At 48.2% G+C, this 20,267-nt stretch carries 10 protein-coding genes and 3 pseudogenes; 8 read left to right on the top strand and 5 right to left on the bottom strand.

Features of this window, described 5'->3' with window-relative positions; all coding sequences use genetic code 11:
* Positions 1 to 205: 205 nt before the first annotated feature.
* The 8 genes and pseudogenes from DW083_RS12730 to DW083_RS12760 all read left to right on the top strand — a co-directional run bounded on the left by DW083_RS12730 (position 206) and on the right by DW083_RS12760 (position 13,450).
* A pseudogene (locus tag DW083_RS12730) lies at positions 206 to 1,953 on the top strand (alpha-L-rhamnosidase C-terminal domain-containing protein).
* 443 nt (positions 1,954 to 2,396) lie between these two features.
* Positions 2,397 to 4,237: pseudogene (locus DW083_RS12735) on the top strand (family 78 glycoside hydrolase catalytic domain); the annotation flags it as partial.
* Positions 4,238 to 4,288: 51 nt separating this feature from the next.
* Entirely contained in the window at positions 4,289 to 4,549 is a 261-nt protein-coding gene (locus tag DW083_RS23635; RefSeq protein WP_370039115.1) for an alpha-L-rhamnosidase C-terminal domain-containing protein, read from the top strand.
* A gap of 23 nt (positions 4,550 to 4,572) precedes the next feature.
* Positions 4,573 to 6,785 (top strand): annotated as a pseudogene (locus DW083_RS12740) (alpha-L-rhamnosidase C-terminal domain-containing protein).
* Positions 6,786 to 6,915: 130 nt separating this feature from the next.
* Complete coding sequence (locus tag DW083_RS12745; RefSeq protein WP_122332614.1) at positions 6,916 to 7,923, top strand: DNA/RNA non-specific endonuclease; 1,008 nt, start codon at positions 6,916 to 6,918, stop codon at positions 7,921 to 7,923.
* Positions 7,924 to 8,050: 127 nt separating this feature from the next.
* Positions 8,051 to 9,100 carry an efflux RND transporter periplasmic adaptor subunit gene (locus DW083_RS12750; protein ID WP_115497814.1) on the top strand — a complete coding sequence of 350 codons (1,050 nt, stop codon included), beginning with the start codon at positions 8,051 to 8,053 and terminating at the stop codon, positions 9,098 to 9,100.
* A gap of 11 nt (positions 9,101 to 9,111) precedes the next feature.
* On the top strand, positions 9,112 to 12,153 hold the full coding sequence (locus DW083_RS12755) for an efflux RND transporter permease subunit (RefSeq protein ID WP_122332615.1): 3,042 nt from the start codon (positions 9,112 to 9,114) through the stop codon (positions 12,151 to 12,153).
* 1 nt (position 12,154) lies between these two features.
* Positions 12,155 to 13,450, top strand: coding sequence for a TolC family protein (locus DW083_RS12760; RefSeq protein WP_122332616.1), 1,296 nt, complete (start codon positions 12,155 to 12,157; stop codon positions 13,448 to 13,450).
* Positions 13,451 to 13,725: 275 nt separating this feature from the next.
* Here DW083_RS12760 and DW083_RS12765 read toward each other — a convergent pair whose 3' ends face one another.
* The 5 genes from DW083_RS12765 to DW083_RS12785 form a co-directional block, all read right to left on the bottom strand.
* Complete coding sequence (locus DW083_RS12765; RefSeq protein WP_199659177.1) at positions 13,726 to 13,995, bottom strand: hypothetical protein; 270 nt, start codon at positions 13,993 to 13,995, stop codon at positions 13,726 to 13,728.
* A 38-nt stretch (positions 13,996 to 14,033) separates the two neighbouring features.
* The gene (locus tag DW083_RS12770) at positions 14,034 to 14,936 is read right to left on the bottom strand and encodes a DMT family transporter (protein ID WP_122332618.1); all 903 of its coding nucleotides are present in this window, start codon (positions 14,934 to 14,936) and stop codon (positions 14,034 to 14,036) included.
* A gap of 586 nt (positions 14,937 to 15,522) precedes the next feature.
* Positions 15,523 to 17,763, bottom strand: coding sequence for a DUF1566 domain-containing protein (locus tag DW083_RS12775; protein ID WP_122332619.1), 2,241 nt, complete (start codon positions 17,761 to 17,763; stop codon positions 15,523 to 15,525).
* 30 nt (positions 17,764 to 17,793) lie between these two features.
* Complete coding sequence (locus tag DW083_RS12780) at positions 17,794 to 19,170, bottom strand: hypothetical protein (RefSeq protein WP_122332620.1); 1,377 nt, start codon at positions 19,168 to 19,170, stop codon at positions 17,794 to 17,796.
* Positions 19,171 to 19,190: 20 nt separating this feature from the next.
* A complete protein-coding gene (locus DW083_RS12785; RefSeq protein ID WP_122332621.1) occupies positions 19,191 to 20,216 on the bottom strand; it encodes a FimB/Mfa2 family fimbrial subunit in 1,026 nt (341 codons plus the stop codon).
* Positions 20,217 to 20,267 lie beyond the last annotated feature (51 nt).

Raw genomic sequence — 20,267 nt, forward strand, 5'->3', positions numbered from 1 at the left:
TCGACTTTTATCGTTCTAAACAGCCTTTTTGGGGCTATCTCACTTTTCAAAAAACAACGTGGCTGCGTATTGATCTGATTGGAGAATAAGTCTTTTTCACACAGTCTCTAAAACGAACGGCAAAAGAGAGCCTGCGGCATGGAGCAATGCCCCATAAAGAAACATTCTGCTAAATCATCTTTATATATTAATACCATATATTACCATGAAAATACAGTTAATTCTCATCTCTCTATTCCTCACCGTTTCGTTGTCCGCACAGCAGCGCGATAGCCGTGTGCGTGAATATCTTCCTCCCGTGCGTATTGTCTGGCAACAGGAAAGCGGATTGATCCGGGGGGCGGACCATCTGCTTCTTCCCGGTAACGGGCAGTCCGACCTTGCAAACCATACCATTTGTAAGATGACCAGTACCGACAAGCAACACCCTGCCATCCTGCTCGATTTCGGAAAGGAACTGCAAGGCGGCTTGCAGATTGTGACCGGGATGCCGGCTTCACACGAGCCGGTTGCCATCCGTGTCCGTTTCGGCGAGTCGGTGAGCGAAGCCATGTGCGAGATTGACGGAGTAAACGGAGCTACTAACGATCATGCCATGCGCGATTTTACGATTCGCCTTCCCTGGTTGGGAGTCATGGAAGTGGGTAATTCCGGTTTCCGTTTTGTCCGCATCGACCTGTTGGATGATTCGGCCGAGCTGCACTTGAAGGAGGTCCGCGCCATATCGACTTTCCGCGATATTCCATATAAAGGTTCTTTCCGTTGCAATGACGAGCGGCTGAATAAAATCTGGCAAACCGGCGCTTATACCGTGCATCTGAATATGCAGGAATACCTGTGGGACGGGATCAAACGCGACCGCCTGGTCTGGGTGGGCGACTTGCATCCGGAAGTGATGACGGTGAATACGGTCTTCGGTTACAATGAAGTGGTTCCGAAAAGCCTCGACCTGATACGTGATATCACCCCGCTGCCCGAATGGATGAACGGCATCAGTTCCTATTCGATCTGGTGGCTGCTGATTCACCGCGACTGGTATTACTACCATGGCGACTTGGTTTACCTGAAAGAACAGAAGCCCTATATGACCGCCCTTCTCCGTCACCTTATCTCCAAAGTGGATGAAGACGGGGTGGAGAAACTCGACGGAAACCGTTTCCTCGACTGGCCTTCCAATGCAAACCCGATGGCGATAAATGCCGGCTTGCAGGCTTTGATGGTGCAGGCGATGAAGGCGGGCAACGAACTCTGCACAGTCTTAGGGGAAAACGCTCTCGCCTCCGAATGCCAGGCTATGATGGACAAGATGGTCAAAGCCGCTCCGAAAGTAACGAAACCGTTGTTGAAGTCCGGTGTTGCCCCTGATGCCCCCGGTTCCAAGCAGGCCGCTTCCCTGTTGGCGCTTGCCGGGCTGATGAAGCCGGAAGAAGCAAACCGGAAATACCTGTCTGTGAACGGGGCGAAAGGTTTCTCCACTTTTTACGGTTACTATATGCTCCGTGCAATGGCAGCCGCCGGCGATTACCGGGGCGCTATCGATGTGATCCGCCAATATTGGGGTGCGATGATCGATCTTGGAGCGACTACTTTCTGGGAAGATTTCAATATGGAATGGTTACCGGATGCCTCGCGCATCGACGAGCCGGTTCCGGCAGGCAAGAAAGATATTCATGGCGATTACGGCGCTTATTGCTATAAGGGTTTCCGCCATAGCCTTTGTCATGGCTGGGCTTCCGGGCCGACCTCCTGGCTGAGCGAATATGTGTTGGGCGTCCAGGTCGTGGAGCCGGGTTGCGGACTGTCCGGATTACGCCTCACCTGGGTGACTTGGAGTGGGTGGAAGGTACTTTCCCGACTCCGTACGGCGTCATTACGATCCGTCACGAGATAGGTGCCGGCGGTCAGGTAAAGAGCCGGATCGACGCTCCGGCAGAAGTAAAGATCATACAATAATCAAATCAAATAAAGATATAATGGGAAAAAGAAACACATTAGTTATTTGCTCGCTTGCCTTCCTCTCGTTATTAGGTTGCAAGGGTAAGAACGAGTTGACGGTACCGGTTAACCTGCGTACGGAGTACCTGCGCGAACCGATCGGTTTGGACACGAAAAGCCCGCGCTTTACCTGGGAATATAAAGGAAATGAGGACAACTTCCTCGCCTCCCGTTCGGAAATAAGGATTGGTACTTCCCCCGACAACCTGCAACCCTATACGGACGGCATGAAGTTAGCACCGCATACCCGTTATTATTGGAATGTCACGGTATGGGATAAAGGTGGAAATATCTGTGAAACATCTGAAACGGCTACTTTCGAGACTGCTAAGTTCGAGCCGTCCGACTGGTCGGGACAGTGGATTACCGATAATAATGACAAGGAATTTGAACCGGCCCCGATGTTCCGGAAATCGTTTACACTCGATAAGGAGGTAAAGGATGCCCGCGTTTACATCGCCGCCGCCGGATATTACGATCTCTTTGTGAACGGAAAGCGGGTAGGGGAAAACTACCTCGATCCGGGTTATACGCATTTCGACAAACGTATCCTGTATGTGACGCACGATGTCACCCCGTTGCTGAAGACGGGTGAAAACGCTGTGGCAACGGTGTTGGGTAACGGTTGGTTCAACGAGCAGTCCGTTGCCGTCTGGAATTTCGAGACGGCACGCTGGCGTCAGCGTCCGGAAATGCTTTGCGAATTACGCGTCCAATATACGGATGGAACTACAGATGTGATCGCTACCGACGGAACCTGGCGTACGGCGACAGGCCCATACACGTATAACAGCATATACAGCGGTGACAAGTATGATGCCACCCTGGAAGAAGCGGGTTGGAATGCCGCCGGTTTCGATGACGCCAAATGGGCGCAGGCCGTTGTGACTGAGGCTCCGGCTCCTCTGTTGGTTGCCCAGCAAATGCCCGGCATCCGGATTACGGAAGAACTGTCTCCTGTCTCGATGAAGGCATTCAGCGACAAACTCTATGTATTCTCTTTCGAGAAGAACTTTGCCGGCCTGTCTCGCTTGAAGGTGAAGGGCGCTCCCGGCACACGCATCACGCTGAAGCACGGCGAGCTGTTAAAGGCTGACGGCCGCCTGGAACAGGGCAATATCAATGTCTATTATCATCCTGTGAAACCGGGTGAAGTGTTCCAGATGGATGTCTTTACGCTGAAGGGAACCGGTGAGGAAGAGGTCTTCATGCCTTCGTTCGCTTACCACGGATTCCAGTATGTGGAAGTGGAAAGTTCCGCTCCCGTCAAGCTGACAAAAGAAAGCCTGACCGGTTTGTTTATGCATACGGCGGTGGATCCGGTCGGCTCGTTCTCCTGCTCCGACCCGTTGCTGAATAAGATATGGAACGCTACGATGGAGGCCTATCGCAGTAATCTGCACAGCATTCCGACCGATTGCCCGCAGCGCGAAAAGAACGGATGGACGGCCGATGCACATGTGGCAGTCGACCTCGGTCTGTGGGGCTTCGACGGGATCACGTTGTATGAGAAATGGATGAACGACTTTATCGATAACCAGCGTGAAGCCGGCGATATCTCCGGCATTATCCCGTCCAGCGGTTGGGGATACGGCGAATGGCCCGGTCCGGTTTGGGATGCAGCTATGTTCATCATTCCGAATGCCTGTATGATTATTACGGGGAGACACGCAGTATCGAGAATCTCTATCCGACCATGCTCCGCTACCTGGATTATCTGAAGACAAAGGAGAAAGACGGTTACCTGACTTTCGGATTGGGCGACTGGGTGTACTGGAAGTCTACCACCAATAATACCTACACTTCCACAGCCTACTACTATCTGGATTATACGCTGATGGCCCGTTTTGCCCGCTTATTGGGTAAGGATGCCACTCCTTTCCAGCAGAAAGCGGATGAGTTGAAGGCTTTGGTCAACAATAAATTCTTTAATCCGGAGACAGGCATCTATGCGGAAGGGACACAGACGGCACAGGCCATCGCCCTCTATTTAGGTATCGTTCCCGAAGGCAAGGAACAGTTGGTTGCCGATAAACTCTGCGAGGTTGTACGTGGCAACAATCATTTCCTCGATTTCGGTCTGTTAGGCAGTAAATCTGTCCCGGCCATGCTGACCCGTTACGGATACGTAGAAGATGCCATGAAGATGGTTACGAAGACAGAAGCGCCTTCATGGGGTTATTGGGTGGAGACGATGGGCTATTCGACATTGGCCGAGACCTGGACGCTGAGTCCGCAATTCAGGGATGCTTCCCTTAACCATGTCTTTATGGGCGATGTTTCTGCCTGGATGATGAACCAGCTTGCCGGTATCAATCATGACGCCGCAGGGCCGGGATTCAGCCATATCTTGATCACCCCTCATTTTGTGGAAGGACTGGACTGGGCGAAAGGTGAATACCATTCTGTACGCGGGCTGATTACCAGCGAATGGAAGCGGGAAGGAGGAAAGGTGACGCTTACGGTTACGATACCCTCCGGTTGTACAGCCGATATCCGGGTAGGCGACCAGACGAAAACAGTCGGCTCCGGTACACACGTTAACATATACTGATTAACCTGATAAATAAGAATACGATGAAAAAATACTTTCTGATGCTGCTATTGATCGGATGTTTCGCCTCCGTTCAGGCCAAGTCCGACTGGAAAGCCCGTTGGATCAATACGGAGCGTTGCCAGAGTGCCGCAAACACCTGGTTAGCGTACCGTAAGACCGTCGATATAGAGAAGGTGCCGCAGACGCTTACCGCCCATATTGCCGCCGATAGCAAATACTGGCTGTGGATCAACGGCAAGCTGGTTGTGTTCGAAGGTGGGTTGAAGCGCGGTCCGTCCCTGTACGATACTTATTATGATTCGGTGGAGATCGCTCCCTACCTGACTGCCGGCGAGAATACGATAGCCGTCCTGGTCTGGCATTTCGGTAAGAGCGGGTTCAGCCATGTAAACAGCGGGCTGGCCGCCCTGCTGTTTGAAGCCATTGCGCCGGGTGTGGAGATCGTGTCCGATGCAAGTTGGTTCTGTTCTCTCTATGATGCGTATCAGAATACGGAAGCTCCTTTCCCGAACTACCGTTTGCCGGAAAGTAATATCCGTTTTGATGCACGGATGGAAATGGCCGGTTGGAACCAGCCGGGTTATAAGGGCAGGATGGGAGTTGCCGTCGTGATTTCCGAGGTAGGAGTGGCGCCGTTAGGTAAGCTGGTGGAACGTCCGATCCCGTTGTTTAAAGACTATGGCCTGAAGCCGTATGTCGATGTCCGTAAATCGGCTGCCGGCGATACGCTTTATTGCCGCCTGCCTTATAACTGCCAGGTGACGCCTTATCTGAAAGTGGAAGCTACAGCAGGTAAGACGGTTCATATCCTGACCGATAATTATGAAGGAGGCAGCGCGAACAATGTCCGTGCCGAATATATCACCCGCGACGGTGTCCAGGAATACGAGAGCTATGGTTGGATGAATGGGCACGAGATGCGGTATATCCTGCCGGAAGGGGTGAAGGTGCTCGATGTGAAGTTCCGGGAGACGGGCTACAATACGGAGTTCACCGGCTCTTTCCAGTGCAACGATCCGTTTATGAATGAGCTGTGGAAGCGTTCGGCACGTACCTTGTACATAACGATGCGCGACAGCTATATGGATTGTCCGGACCGCGAGCGTGCACAATGGTGGGGCGATGAAGTGAATGAGTTAGGCGAAGCCTTCTATGCTCTTTCCCCGTCCAGCCATAAGATAGCGCTGAAGGGTATCCATGAGCTGATGAACTGGCAACGGGAGGATGGCGTGATTTTCGCTCCTTCGCCTGCCGGAAACTGGCGGAAGGAATTGCCTTTGCAGATGTTGGCGTCTGTCGGCTGGTATGGTTTCTATACGCAGTATTATTATAGTGGCGACAGTAGTTTCGTTGCCGGTATCTACGATCGCCTGCACCGTTATCTGCACCAGGTTTGGCAGGTCGACAAGAGCGGCCTGGCTATCGAGCGTGACGGCGACTGGAGCTGGGGCGACTGGGGCGAAGAGATCGATATGGGCGTCCTCACGAACTGCTGGTATTACTTGGCGCTGAAAGCCGAAAAGGCTTTTGCCCTTCAATTGGGCAAGACGGCCGATGCTGAAGACATAAGCCGTATGATGTACAGCATAGAGAAATGTTTCGATACGAAGTTCTGGACAGGAACCGCCTACCGCTCTCCCGGCTATAAGGGTGAGACGGACGATCGTGCACAGGCTATGGCTGTTGTTTCCGGCCTGGCTTCCGCCGATAAATACCCGGCATTGGTGAAGGTGCTGAAAAAGGAATACCATGCCAGCCCTTATATGGAGAAGTATGTGCTCGAAGCGCTTTTCCAGATGAATGAACCGGCATTTGCCCTTGAACGCACCCGGCAGCGTTATGCCAAGATGATCGACCAGTATCCTGATTGCACCACCTTGTTCGAGGCTGGGGGATCGGTCCGGATGGTTTCGGAGGCGGAACGACTAATCATGCCTGGAGTGGAGGGCCGCTTACCCTTTTGAGCCAGAAAGTATGCGGCATAGAACCGACCTCTCCCGGTTTCCGGTCGTTTAAGGTCTGTCCGCAGATGGGAACCCTGACCGATGCGTCTGCAACGGTTGACACCCATTACGGTAAAATACAGGTTTCCTTGAACCGGAAAGGCAGTAAGATTCGGATGACACTGTCCGTCCCGGCAGGAACAACTGCCGAAGTCCCTGTCTCAAAGGGGAAAGTGAAGCGGTTGGAAGCGGGAGAACATATATTGACAATTTCATCCCGGACGTTATAAATGAAGGTGCCCCTTTTAATCGGGGCACTTTTTATAACAATACAGACCAATACAATTATTCTCTTGATATTGTGTAGAATATTGATATTGCCTACTTTTGCGCCCAATAGGAATCGGTTTATCAAGAGAAATGGCAAAAAGAAAGAGTGTAAGAAAACCGCGAAAAAAGACTCAAAAGACTTCAGCTTTCCTTTCAACGGTGAAGCGGGTGTTTATCGGTGCCTTTATCGTGGTTGCTTGTTTGATAGGGGTACTGTTTATTTATGACTACTTTGCTGTCGCAAATCAAAAGCCGGCAGTGAAGGAAAAGAAGGAACGGACGGCTGCCCCAGCCAGGAAACCTGTAACTACTCCCAAGAAGGATGCGCCGAAACAGCAGCAAACGCCCAAAAAGACACCGGCCGGTAAAGCTCCGGTTGCTACTTCCACAAAGACATTTAAAATCCCTGCCAATACTGAGATTCCCCGCCTGAAGGCAAAACGCCAGGAGCAGGTAATCAAGCATGAAGGATACACTGTGTCTTATAATTCCGAATATCGTATCGCAAACTGGGTGGCCTACGAGCTGACCGCTACGGAAGCCAAAAGCCGGAAGACGGAACGTTCGAACAAGTTCGTTCCCGACCCCTTAGTGAAAGGGGCGACTGCGACGAATGAAGACTATTCCCGTACAGGTTACGACCGGGGGCATCTGGCTCCGGCAGGCGATATGAAATGGTCGGAAAAGGCCATGCGTGAATCTTTCTACCTGAGTAATATCTGTCCTCAAAAGCCGAAACTGAACCGGGGAATCTGGAAAGACCTGGAAGAACAGTGCCGTTTATGGGCGATGGACAACGGTTCGTTGCTGATCGTTACAGGCCCGGTCATGACAGACGATATGAAACGTTTGGGTAAAAACAGGGTAGCCATACCTAAATCATTTTATAAAGTATTATGTTATCATACGGGAAGCGGTTATAAAGGTATCGCTTTCCTTTTCGAAAATAGGGACTATAAAGAAAACTCGTTGAAATCGATGGCAATTCCTATCGATAGCGTTGAGAGGGTAACAGGTATCGACTTTTTCCCATCCATCCCCGATGGAAAGGAAAAAGAAATGGAACGGACTGTCGATTGGGACAGTTGGTCTTTTTGAAATCCGATGTGAATCGGAACAATAGAATTTAAAAGGATGTTGTATAACTATGGCATAATAAACCAGAGTTATGCAATTACAAATCAGATTATAAATAGTAATAACAAATAACTAAATGCAAGTTATCATGAATGGTAAATTAATCCCCGTTTTTGTATTGGCAGCATTGATGTCATGTAGTCAGCCGCCGGTGAAGGAGCAAGGTCCCCGTCCGGTGAAACTGGCGGAAGTGACCTCTTTGAATGTTGTGGAAAAGTCGTTTAGCGGCGTGGTTTCGCCGGACCAGTTCAGTGACCTGGCCTTTAAGATGTCCGGACCGCTGATCTCGCTGAATGTAGACGAAGGGCAAAAAGTCCGTACGGGACAGATCGTAGCTGAAATCGACCCACAAGACTTCAAATGGGAATATGAAGCAAAGAAAGCTTCTTTTCAAACGGCCGAAGCGCAATTGCAGCGTGCCAAGAAGTTGCTTTCCAAACAGGCTATTTCCAAGCAGGAATATGAAACGACCGAAGCCTCTTATTCAAACGCCAAAGCAGCCTTCGAGTATGCCCAGAACCAATTGGAACAAACGAAACTGCGTGCACCTTTCGATGGTTTCATCCAGAAGAAATATGTGGAAAACTATCAAAAGGTACAGGCCGGGCAGGGAATTGTCTGCCTGATCAACCCGAACAAGCTGCAAGTGCAGTTTACGATGCCGGAGACGAACATCACTTATTTCTCTACGCCTTATAATATATACGTAGAGTTTGACAACTACAAAGGCGTCCGTTTCAAAGCAAAGGTGAAAGAATACGTGGAAGCTTCTCCCGACGGTTCCGGCGTACCGGTATTTCTGTACATAGATGATCCGGAGTTTAATCTGAAGAAATATAAAGTGGCTGTCGGCTTTTCCTGCCGTGTGGTTCTGCATATCGAAAGCGAAAGCTTTAACGAAGGAGCCGTATTGGTGCCGCTTTCCGCAATTGTTGCCAACGAAGAGAACCAAGATAAGTATGTCTTCGTCTACAACAGCCAGACGCAGAAAGTGGAACGTCGCCAGATTAAGGAAGTCGAACTGGTCGGGAAAGACAATGTTGTCATTACCGAAGGGCTGAAAGCCGGCGACCAGGTTGTCTCGGCTGGAGCTACCCGCCTGGTAGACGGACAACAGGTAAAAGTATTAACAGATTAAGCTGATAAACAATGAATCTTCCAAAATATTCCTTAGAGAATAAGAAGATTATATATTTCTTTTTGGCAGTGATGCTGATAGGAGGTATATATTCTTTCTTCAAATTACCGAAGAAGGAGGACTCGCCCTTTGTAATCAAACAGGCTGTTTTGGTTACACAATATCCGGGCGCCACTCCTTTAGAGGTAGAGAAATTGATAACGGAACCTATCGAACGGGAAATTCAGTCCATGTCTGATGTTTTTCAGATCAAGTCTGAATCTTATTTCGGCATGTCGAAAATCTCGATCGAACTGCAACCGACCCTGTCGCCGGATTATATGCCCGTCAAGTGGGACGAGTTGCGCCGTAAAGTAGCCAACATACAACCCCGCCTCCCGAGTGGAGCTTCCGCCATTAATGTGAGTGACGACTTCGGGGATGTGTTCGGTATCTATTATGCCCTGACGGCCGACGATGGTTTTACCTACGACGATATGCGCGACTGGGCGCAGAAGATCAAAACGGAGCTGACTCCTATCCCCGGTGTACAGAAAGTTTATCTGTTTGCCGAACAGACACAGGTTGTAAATGTCCGTATCTCTGTTCCTAAGCTGGCAAACCTGGGAATCGATCCCAATTCGATCCAGCAGGTTCTCCAAACACAAAACCTCTTGGTCAATACCGGTGAGATCCTGACGGGAACTTACCAGCTTCGTGTACGTGCCGAAGGTACTTATAAAAGCATACAGGATATCCGCGACCAGCTGATCGTGACTAAAGGAGGCAGTGAAGTCCGTTTGGGCGATATCGCCACTATCGAACGCGGCTATATGGATCCGCCTTCCAACCTGATGCGGGTGGACGGTAAACGGGCTATCGGTATCGGTGTGGCTACAGGTGCAAAGGATGACGTAGTGGCTGTCGGTAATGCTGTTGCCGACCACCTGAAAGAGATGGAGCAGCTTTTCCCGATCGGCATGGAACTAAAAACTATCTATCCGGAGAACCAGATTGCCGACGAAGCAAACAACGGCTTTATCCTGAACCTGATCGAATCGTTGCTGATCGTAATCGTGATTATTTTCCTTGTGATGGGCTCCCGGGCCGGTATGTTGGTGGGAAGCTCGTTGCTTTTCTCGGTAGGCGGTACGTTGCTGATCATGTTGATCTGGGGCGTCGGGCTGAACCGAACCTCGCTTGCAGCCTTTATTATCGCGATGGGTATGTTGGTGGATAATGCGATTGTGGTGACAGATAATGCACAGGTCGGCATCAAACGCGGTCTTTCCCGTTACCAGGCTTTGGTCGACGGTGCGACAAAACCGCAGTGGGCGCTGCTTGGCGCAACCTTTATCGCCGTTTGCTCCTTCCTGCCGATGTATCTGGCTCCGGCTTCGGTTGCCGAGATCGTGAAACCGTTGTTTATCGTCTTGGCTGTCTCTCTGGGTTTAAGCTGGGTGCTGGCTTTGACACAGACGACTACTTTCGGTAATTTCATCCTGAAAGAGGCAAAGCCGGGCGAATCCAAAGATCCGTACGATACCAAACTGTACCATAAGTTCGAGAAGGTATTGAGCCGTTTGATCAAACGCCGTTATGTCACGCTTACTTCGGTTGTCGCAACCTTGTTCCTATCTCTGTTTATTATGAGCATCATGCCGCAGAGCTTCTTCCCGATCATGAGCAAGCCCTATTTCCGTGCCGACCTGATCTTCCCGGAAGGATATGGCATCGATGATGTGGAGAAGAACGTGATCAAGATTGAAGACTATCTGAAGAATAATGATAAGATCAAGTCTTATTCGTTCACCTTGGGAGGCTCTCCGGTCCGTTACTATCTGGCAAGTTCTTCTATCGGTCCGAAGCCGAACTTTGCTAACGTGCTGATCGAAACGAAGGATGCCAAGGATGCACAAAGCGAGGAAAGCAAGTTCTATGAATATATGGTTGCCAACTATCCGGACATCCTGACCCGTTCAGCCCTGTTCGCTTTGTCTCCCGTGCCGGATGCCGCTATTGAAATCGGCTTTGTGGGTGACAATATCGACACGTTGGTAGCTTTGACGCAACGGGCACAGGAGATAGCACGCAAGAACGATATGGTGATGGAAGTGCGTAATAGCTGGGGAAATAAAGTCCCGGTATGGAAACCCTTATACTCGCAGGAGAAGGGGCTTCGCTTGGGTATTACGCGCCAGCAGATGGCCTATTCGCTCCGTTCGGCCACGAACGGTGTGCCGTTGGGCGAATACCGCGAAGGAGACGTCTTTATGCCGATCCTGATGAAAGATGCCGATCGCGACTCCATGAACCTGAACGATCTTAAAACGCTTCCGGTTTACAGCGCCAAAGGGCGTTCTGTAAAAGTGGAACAGGTGATTGACGATTTCTCACTCGATTACGAGTTCAGTGTTGTCAAGCGTTATAACCGCCAGCGTTATATGATGATGCAGTGTGAACCGAAACGCGGAGCCAATACGATGGCCGCCTTCAGCCAGTTGTGGCAACAGATACAACAGGAAGTACAGGTGCCTGAAGGCTATAAACTGCAATACTTCGGTGAACAGTCCGAACAGGATAAAGGAAACAAGGCGATCGCTGCCAACATCCCGTTGATGTTCGGTTTGATCTACATTACCCTGTTGTTCCTCTTCCCGAAATTCTACCGGAAGCCGGTGCTGATCATGTGTATGTTGCCGTTGATCTTTATCGGTGTGGTATTGGGATTGCTGGTGTTCGGCAAATCGCTCGACTTCTTTGCCATGTTGGGCTTGCTGGGCTTGATCGGTATGAACATCAAGAATGCGATCGTACTGGTGGACGAAATCGGTTTGCAGCTCAACAGTGGCTTGGCGCCGGTGAATGCTGTCATCGAGGCTACCAAGACGCGTATCGTTCCGGTGACGATGGCTTCGGGTACGACGATTTTAGGTATGTTGCCGTTGTTGGGCGACGCCATGTTTGCCGGTATGGCTGCTACGATTATGGGAGGTTTGTTTATCTCGACAGTCCTGACCATCTTCGTCCTTCCGGTGACCTATTGTATATTCTTTAAGATTAAATCGGAATAATATGAGAAATAGAATAATTATCGGTTGTATGCTGTTGGGGGCTTTGTCTGTGGGAGCACAGGAAAAGCCCATCACAGTAGCAGACTACAAGCAGAAAGTGCTTGAATATAGCCGCCAGATAAAACAAAGTGCCGAAGAACGCATTGCGATGCAACAGGCTGTAAAGGCCGCAAAAACGGGTTTCTTCCCGGCTGTGGACTTCTCCGGCAGTTATCAGTATCGTATCAATAAGTACGACTTAGCAATGGGAGATGGTATTCCCGGCATTGAAATGGACCATAACACTTATAGTCTGGGAGCTACGGTAAGCCAGCCGATCTATGCCGGCGGACAGATTTACAATAACTACAAAGCCGCCCAGGTCCAGGGACAGATCGCTTCCGAGGCCGAAGAACTGACGACGGATAATGTTATTTATGCCGCCGACTTGAACTATTGGTCTGCCGCTGCCCGTAAAGGTATGTACGACGTGATGTGCCAGTATGTTGATATTGTGCAAACGCTTGCGAATGTCTTGACTACCCGTTTTGAGGACGGGCAGATCAGTAAGACAGACCTGCTGCAAGTTCAATCTCGCCTGAAAGAAGCCGAGTTGAATAAAAGTTCTGCGTATAAGGATTACCAGATTGCTCTGCAAAACCTGAATATTCTTATGGGGCTTCCTCCTATGACTCCGGTGGATATAGCCGATTCCATCACAAAGGTTCAGCCTTTACCGTTGCATATAGGAGAGGAGGCTGCTTTGGAAAACCGTCCGGATTTTATGATCTCCAAACTGAATATCGAGTACCAGAAGCGGCAGATCAATTTGTCAAAGGCTAAATACAACCCGACACTGGCAATCGGTTTCCAGGGAACCTGGGGTACTCCGATGCTGAATGTAAAAGGTTCCGACCAGCTTTGGACACCCGCCGTATTTGCCTCGTTGAAGATTCCTTTGTTCCGTTGGGGCGCCCGTTTCAAGGAAGTCAATTCGCAGAAAGCGATCCTGCGCAGTAAGGAATATGCAATGGACAACACCCGCGACCAGATTTCGCAGGAAGTGGCCAACTCCTGGACCAGCCTGACGGAGAATACCAAGCAGATCAATATGGCCGAAGAAGCCTGCCAGATTGCCGAAGAAAACCTCGACCTGAATACATTCAGTTACAACGAAGGTAAACTTCCGATCCTCGACGTGCTTTCCGCCCAACTCTCCTGGATTCAGTCCTACAGCAGCCTGATCCAAACCTGGTACCAGCAGAAAGCTTCCCTTGCCCAATATAACAAGGCTGTGGGGCTTCGCCGGTTGCAATAATATTACGGATATATAAAAAAGGGGGATGTGTCAAAAGTCCTATTTATAGCGTCTGTGTCCTGGCGGGCTTGACCCGCCATCTCATCCTAATTGCTGTCAATCAGTTTAGTATGAGGTTGCGGGTCAAGCCCGCAATGACACGCTAAAGCGTTAGAACTTACTTTTGACACATCCCCTTTTTTTGTCAGCTATTTGATTCGGTTTGAAAGGGAACCGGGTTCCCGACGGGTATCCCAAACATCGACAACGTAGACCGTCTTATTCATTAGTCCATGCTATTCGGTAAGCCATGGCATCTCTTTTAATTCAATTTCATCCAGTTCATCTTCTGTGTATATACGTCCTTCTGCAATATCTGCTTCGGAACGTGCAATACGTGCCTGAAGTTCACTGATTGTGTATGGTGCAAATTCTTTTGATGCAATAGCTGTTTTTGTCTTACCATTGCCCGTAATCCTTTTGAGGGCATTGACTGCTTTCTTCATCAGTCCTTCGTCCTCTGCAATAATGCTTAGTTGGCGGAACAGTTCCGCGTTTAAATCCATGGATGTCATATTTAGATAGTGAATTAATTTTGATTCAATCACTTTCGCCGCAGTGTGAATCCTTTCTCTGCTACATATACACCCGAAAGGATGAAAGCGGAACCGATTAGCGCAATTACTGTAATGGTTTCGTTGATGACGATGGCCGAAGTCAGAAGGGTGACTAAGGGAACGACATAAATATAATTTGTTGTGCGGACAACCCCTAATTCTTTCACGGCGGTGTTCCACATGATATAGCAGAGCAGGGAAGCGATAACGCCGAGGAACAGTAAGTTTCCGATAACGGCAGGCGCTGTCAGTACTTCCATTTGCGGATGGATAGGAGAGATTATCAGGACGGGAATCAGGGTGATGATTCCGTAAAAGAATACTTTCCGGGTGACAAAAAGAGTCGGATACCGGTTTCCCAGCCGTTTCAGTATTAACCCGTAGAACGCCCACATCAGGGCAGCCAATAAGGTCAACATATCGCCCAGCGGGTTAATTTGCAGGATAAAGCTACCGTTGAAAACGACGAGCGCCACTCCGAGCAGAGCCATCAGGGAACCATATATCAAATGCCTTTTCAGCCGTTCCCCTTTATTGAACAGGCGTGAAAGGAGAGCGGTCAGGATAGGGGTTGTACAGATAATCAGCGACACATTCGACGCAAGGGTAATCCCTAACGCCGTGTTCTCGGCAATAAAATAAAGGGAACCTCCACAAAGCCCTAACCCGAGAAAGAGCAGTTCGTCCCGCCAAGATTTGGCCAGCAGCTTACGCGGGCAGAAGAACCAGATACCGGCGTACGCCAGTGCAAAGCGGTAGAGGAGAATCTCGACCGGCGTCAGTCCGTTGCCTATTAGTATTTTAGTCGAGACAAAAGTAGTACCCCATATTATAACGGTAAGGATTGCCAGAAAGTGAAAGCGATACATTTGCTTGTTATTTGCGGTCATATTTGTATATTTTGTTGCAAATATACACTTTTTGTTTCGATGCGCCATTATATCTCTCGAGCAGTGAAATATGGGCCAAATTAGTCGAAAAACACGTCTGTAGATCACTAATCTGAACGTAAATAACCTGGGCAAGATGCTAAAAAGGGGCGATTTTGAACAGTTAAAGCGGAACGTCAGACGCCTTTTTGCGGTCATAGAGATGACTTTTGACCCGGTTTAGGCCCGTCAGATGGGAATTACAGACGAAATACTGTCGAAAGACGAGATTAGTCAAACTGTTGAAAAAGAGCACACTGACTCAAATTCATCTATTCCATTTTAGTAAAAAGGGGCACGAGGGGCACGTTAAAAGGCCTTTTTCTAAACATTTATCATAACGCGAGACGAGATATGCTACAGAAGAGTATATCTCGTCTTGTATATTTATAAAAGTTACGGAAAAAGCCTTTTAACGTGCCCCTCGTGCCCCTTTTTTCGCTCCTGTCCGAAAAAAACCGCCCCTGTCCGGGAAAATATGGGACAGGAGCGGAGAAATACGGAATAAATTTCCAGGCGCGGATGCTGGAAAAATCGTATGCGTCAATCAATAGTCCCTGACACAGCGGACCGGAAATGCACATGAACGGTTTATATCGTAAAACTCAATCTCATCATGCTTGAAATGAAGGCAACTGACGGTCTCATTATTAATGCCGGGTGTTGAAGACCAGTAAACGCCTATCTCTCCAATATGTTGAACTTTGCCGTCTAAATACCGGCCACCGGAAGCCGGAAGCATAATAGATCCGGCGGGCGGATAATTTGTATCATTAACATGGTCTTTTGCTGTGATTCCTAATTGTAATCCGCTCAAATAAGTAAAAGTACCTGTCATGACCATATTGAAAAACACACTGTCGACCGCATTGTTGAGGCTATTCGTTAGATTTCCGAATTCACCAAAACGATATATATGAGGGTCTTTTGTCGTTTCTGCAAGCAGTGACCTTAGCTCCTCATTAGTCGGCAAACGCCATTTGCCTCCGCCCCAGGTCTTTTGGCTTGAAATATAGCGGCATATATCGCCAATATCGGCTTCCTTTTTGAAGCCCAGGTTATTGTTATATGTTTTGAATGCATCGGCATCTTTTTTATCTGTCGGAGTTGTCGTGAAATTGAAACTCCAGTGGGCATAGGGTATATCCTCCCACCTCTCGTATTTGTGCGATTCGTAAGGATTGCCTGCCGGTCTGATCGGATAAAGCGATCCCCATTTGAAGAGTACTCCTTGCGCAGTCGGCCTAAGTCTCTCTCTATCTATATCCGAAGTGGCGAATGTCAAACTCTTGTCGATAATCATAATATTACTGTGTGCAAACATTTCTGCCAATGTGACTCTTCGGATAGTAAGGGTATCGCGGAGTCTTCCGGTAGAGAATACGACTTGGCCGGTTGCATAATAATCTTCAAGAGGAGGGGTAGACTCTGCCACAAGAAGGTCCAAGCCGGAGAGGTTCTCGCCTCTGTCGGAAGTCGTACCGTTTGCAAACTTTAGCCAGTATGCTTTTTCCGGATCGAGGATTTCAGCTTCCCAGCTACCTTGATAATCAGAAACAATCTTGACCTTTAATTCTTTGCTTGTCTTCCAGGGCACGTCGATTACCTTTTTTTCGGTTCCCATGAAGTATTGCCCGTCGTAAACAATGTTATTTATTCCTGCCATATCCACAATCAGGATGGAGGTCTTCAGGTTCGACAGTACGGATGAGGCCTTAATTGCCTCATCAAAACTCGGGTAACCGATTCCTTCGGCAGCGGTAATCGCTACGACATATTTATGGTTGCGATATAACGGGACATCGTCTCCGCGAAAGACTTCATAATCTTCATGTGCCTCCCGGTCGGAAGTGAAATCGACACGGTAATAGGTGCGCACTCCCTTATAAAGACCTTCCAACACAAGGCATACTTTTTCATTTGGAGTAGCTTTTGGAGCTTCGTATGTATATATTAGTCCTTCCATTAGCGGTCCCGGGAGATTATCGTACTGCGAATAGCTGTATTCGATAGGGGGATTTACTGTAAAGCCCGACGGAACCATCGGGTCCATATTTTTCGAATAAGGATATGTATGCTCCCATTCTCCGATTATCAGTCCGGTATGATGGCTCCAGGCGGGGGCGATAAATCCGCTTGTACGGTAGTTTGCCAAGTGGATTTTTTCCAATTTGAAAATACTTCCGTTTACCTTGTTTTCTACATCGATTCGCGCCAGCATACGTTTCATTTCGATATTGGGTACCGGTACTCCTTTGTAAATGCCGTCTACAAATACTTCCCCATACATAGGTATCGGGACGGAAGTGTCCCATTGACCGGAACTCTGAAATATCAGATTATTCAATAAATCTGTTTTGGATATACTCTTGGGAGGATATTGTCCTAATACATCCATTACTTTGTCATGAGCGTTGGCAACTGTGACAACGGTGCGGGCATGGCTGAGATCTTCACCTTCCCCTAATGCCAAATGGAATAAGACGAAGCGATCATCACCCCACGTCTCCTCTGAAAATTGATTGATATGAACGTGTTTGATTAATTCGCTTGGAGATGAATCGTCGAAGAACATCAGGTCTACCTCCTCAATTTTTCTTTCCCAAATTCTATCTTCACCTGAACGGGTCAGCATAGGGATTTCCAAGCCGGGAATAGTCATTTTTACCGTTATTTTATTTTCTGTCGGTATAACGCCACTGATTATGGACTCGTCGGTACATCCCATTATGCACAGCAAAAGGATGATTGCGCTTATTATTCTTGTCAGGATATTATATTGTTTCATACTGTTATATGTATTTAATTGTAAATCATCTTAGCGGTTGATCCTGATCAGCTTTGTCAGGTTGCCGGCTTTGACTTCTGCTATTGCATAGCAACCGTTATGCTCTGGAATTTTTATCTCTTGCATATTCGAGTATTCTATTTCCCGGCGGAGATAACCCTCCTTCTCGTCAAGAGCTACATGCAGCCAACCATATAAAAGGCTGTTAGTGTCGGTGACCGGTTCGCCTGTCTTGGTATAATATCGTGTTTCTCCAATACAGATGCCATCCGGGTAATTTCGATCACTATGGTCATAATTGGTTATGGCAATCACATCGGCTCTGTCTTGGTAATTCGGCAAGTAGAGGTTATCTTCACTCACGGTCAGGAAATATTGCGGATCGATAATAACGTCTTGCTTGACATTTGTCCATGGACTGATAGTGGTGTAAAACTCTATCTTTTCTCTATGTATATTTGCGATTGTTTTATAGACATAGTTACGCCTTACCTCTCGCATGGTCAGGGGTTCTAAGTTGGTCATATCGGTAAAGTCCAACAAGGTCGTAACGGCTCTTCTTTGTCCTTCTTCGGTGTCTATGCCTTCAATGGTTAAGATTAGTTTATCGTTATGGTTTGCCGCGTCGCAGGTTCTCTCCGGTGTATAGAAAGAACAATATCGTTTTGCTTCATACCCGATATTCAAAGGAACTCCCGTATGCTGCCAGACAACCTCCTTATTGGGTATGACAGTCTGCATATCGGAACCGAAAAATATGTCGGGACCAACCAGGTAGCCTTCGTCGTATGATCTCGACAAGGTGATTTTAGTATTCTCTGTAACAGCTGCTTCAAACCACGGATAGGTTTTGAACCAAATATCGACCCGTGCGACTGCACGTTCGACCCTTAATTCTTGTGCAAGGGCGCTGTTTTCGTTTGCATGACTTTCTGTTATGGAGATGTTATGGACGATGCCCGTCATCGGTATTCCTTTTGTCCCGATAACTGTATGGTTTTGATTGAAAATATCTGCCATTTGGAATTTTATCGTGTTCAGATCGTAAGGAGAGCTTACCGACTCTAATGTCCTGGTTAATGCATCCGGTTCGTTCAGGATGACGATGAGCGCTTTGTCCTGGTTATGGCGAACTTTCAAATAGGTATTGAATGACCAGACGTTGTTTTTGTCCAGTATTACCATTTGGTTGATATCGACAGTGGGATAAGTCGATACGTTATCGAATACAATAAAGCGGGCGGAATATACATACTCATCGACCTGCACATCGCCTGTAATGATATTTATAGCCATCATCCCCTTTGTATCTTGCAGGACAGGTTCGCCTATTGCGTGCTCTGCTGTGCAAGCATAAAGGGTTATGGTCGCAATAACTATGTATATCAGGTTCAATATCGTTTTCATAAAATTCCTTTTTCAAATATTCAAATTCCTATATCGTTGAGCCATATGATCCAGTCGTTGACAATCACTTTGACAGCGACAAAGTTCTCAGGACCACCCGGCTCATCTCCTTTATATATAACTACAATATGCCATTCGCTTTGTCTGTCCAGATATTCCTGCATGGGCAACGGGCTGCCGTCAGGGCGCGAAGCGGGCTTGGTATGTTCCAATAATTTCATCAGGTCGTAATCCCATACGACCTTTCCGGTTTCCGTACTGCAGACGGTGAGCCGGTAATCATATTCTTCTTCATGAAGTAGCCGCCCGGTATTGATATGGGCTTCCGCTATTGCTCCGGATGCGGCATCGCCGGCTGTCAGGGAATAGGGGGTGTACTTCACTGTTTCTTTATTTTTCGGGCTGTTGTCATGTCCGTAGACTGCGCCTTCGGGAGTAGTGATCTCGAATGTATAAGCGGCAGCATTCGTATCGGCCTTTGTCTCTTGCCCGTAGTCCGAACTTGCCAACACCAGATTGAAGAGATTGGTTGCTTTTATGAGGTGTATGGGATGAACGGTCTCATTTGCCTGGTAATCGATTTCCTTTGTTGTCCCGATCCATAACGACGGAAATTCATGGGAAACGGTATTCGAGTTACGCGCCAGTGCTATTTGTGTTTCGTATGGCGTTGTTTCTCCGGGAATAAGCCGGCTTCCGTTTTTTCCTGTGACACGGAAGTTGTCGGAGAGTCCGCCGACTGTCAATATCTTATATTTCCCGAAAGGGAGGTTGTAGCCAAAAGGCATTCTTTTGTTTCCAATAAGTTCTTCCCGCGAAGATTGCATGGTGAACAGGTATTTATCCTGCGCATCGAAGATAAACAGGTCGACGGAGCCGACATGCGGATCAAAAGAGTCTGTGTACTCCATATTATGGTCGTAGATAAACTCGAGGTATGTCCTGCATTCATCTATATACTCTCTGATGCAAGACAACAGGAAGACAGACACGAAGACTGTCAAGGCCAATGCACTAAAATTCCGATATATTCTGTTCGTGTTCATACTCCTGTGTTATTATTAAAAAGTACTTTCGGAAGAAACCTTTGTTTCATG

This window comes from Parabacteroides sp. AF48-14 (genome assembly GCF_003477465.1).
Taxonomy (GTDB): Bacteria; Bacteroidota; Bacteroidia; order Bacteroidales; family Tannerellaceae; genus Parabacteroides; species Parabacteroides acidifaciens.

Coding starts and splice junctions, on each gene's coding strand:
- DW083_RS23635 (WP_370039115.1), top strand. CDS start 4,289: ATGAACCAGCTTGCCGGTATCAATCATGACGCCGCAGGGCCGGGATTC.
- DW083_RS12745 (WP_122332614.1), top strand. CDS start 6,916: ATGGCAAAAAGAAAGAGTGTAAGAAAACCGCGAAAAAAGACTCAAAAG.
- DW083_RS12750 (WP_115497814.1), top strand. CDS start 8,051: ATGAATGGTAAATTAATCCCCGTTTTTGTATTGGCAGCATTGATGTCA.
- DW083_RS12755 (WP_122332615.1), top strand. CDS start 9,112: ATGAATCTTCCAAAATATTCCTTAGAGAATAAGAAGATTATATATTTC.
- DW083_RS12760 (WP_122332616.1), top strand. CDS start 12,155: ATGAGAAATAGAATAATTATCGGTTGTATGCTGTTGGGGGCTTTGTCT.
- DW083_RS12765 (WP_199659177.1), bottom strand. CDS start 13,995: ATGGATTTAAACGCGGAACTGTTCCGCCAACTAAGCATTATTGCAGAG.
- DW083_RS12770 (WP_122332618.1), bottom strand. CDS start 14,936: ATGACCGCAAATAACAAGCAAATGTATCGCTTTCACTTTCTGGCAATC.
- DW083_RS12775 (WP_122332619.1), bottom strand. CDS start 17,763: ATGAAACAATATAATATCCTGACAAGAATAATAAGCGCAATCATCCTT.
- DW083_RS12780 (WP_122332620.1), bottom strand. CDS start 19,170: ATGAAAACGATATTGAACCTGATATACATAGTTATTGCGACCATAACC.
- DW083_RS12785 (WP_122332621.1), bottom strand. CDS start 20,216: ATGAACACGAACAGAATATATCGGAATTTTAGTGCATTGGCCTTGACA.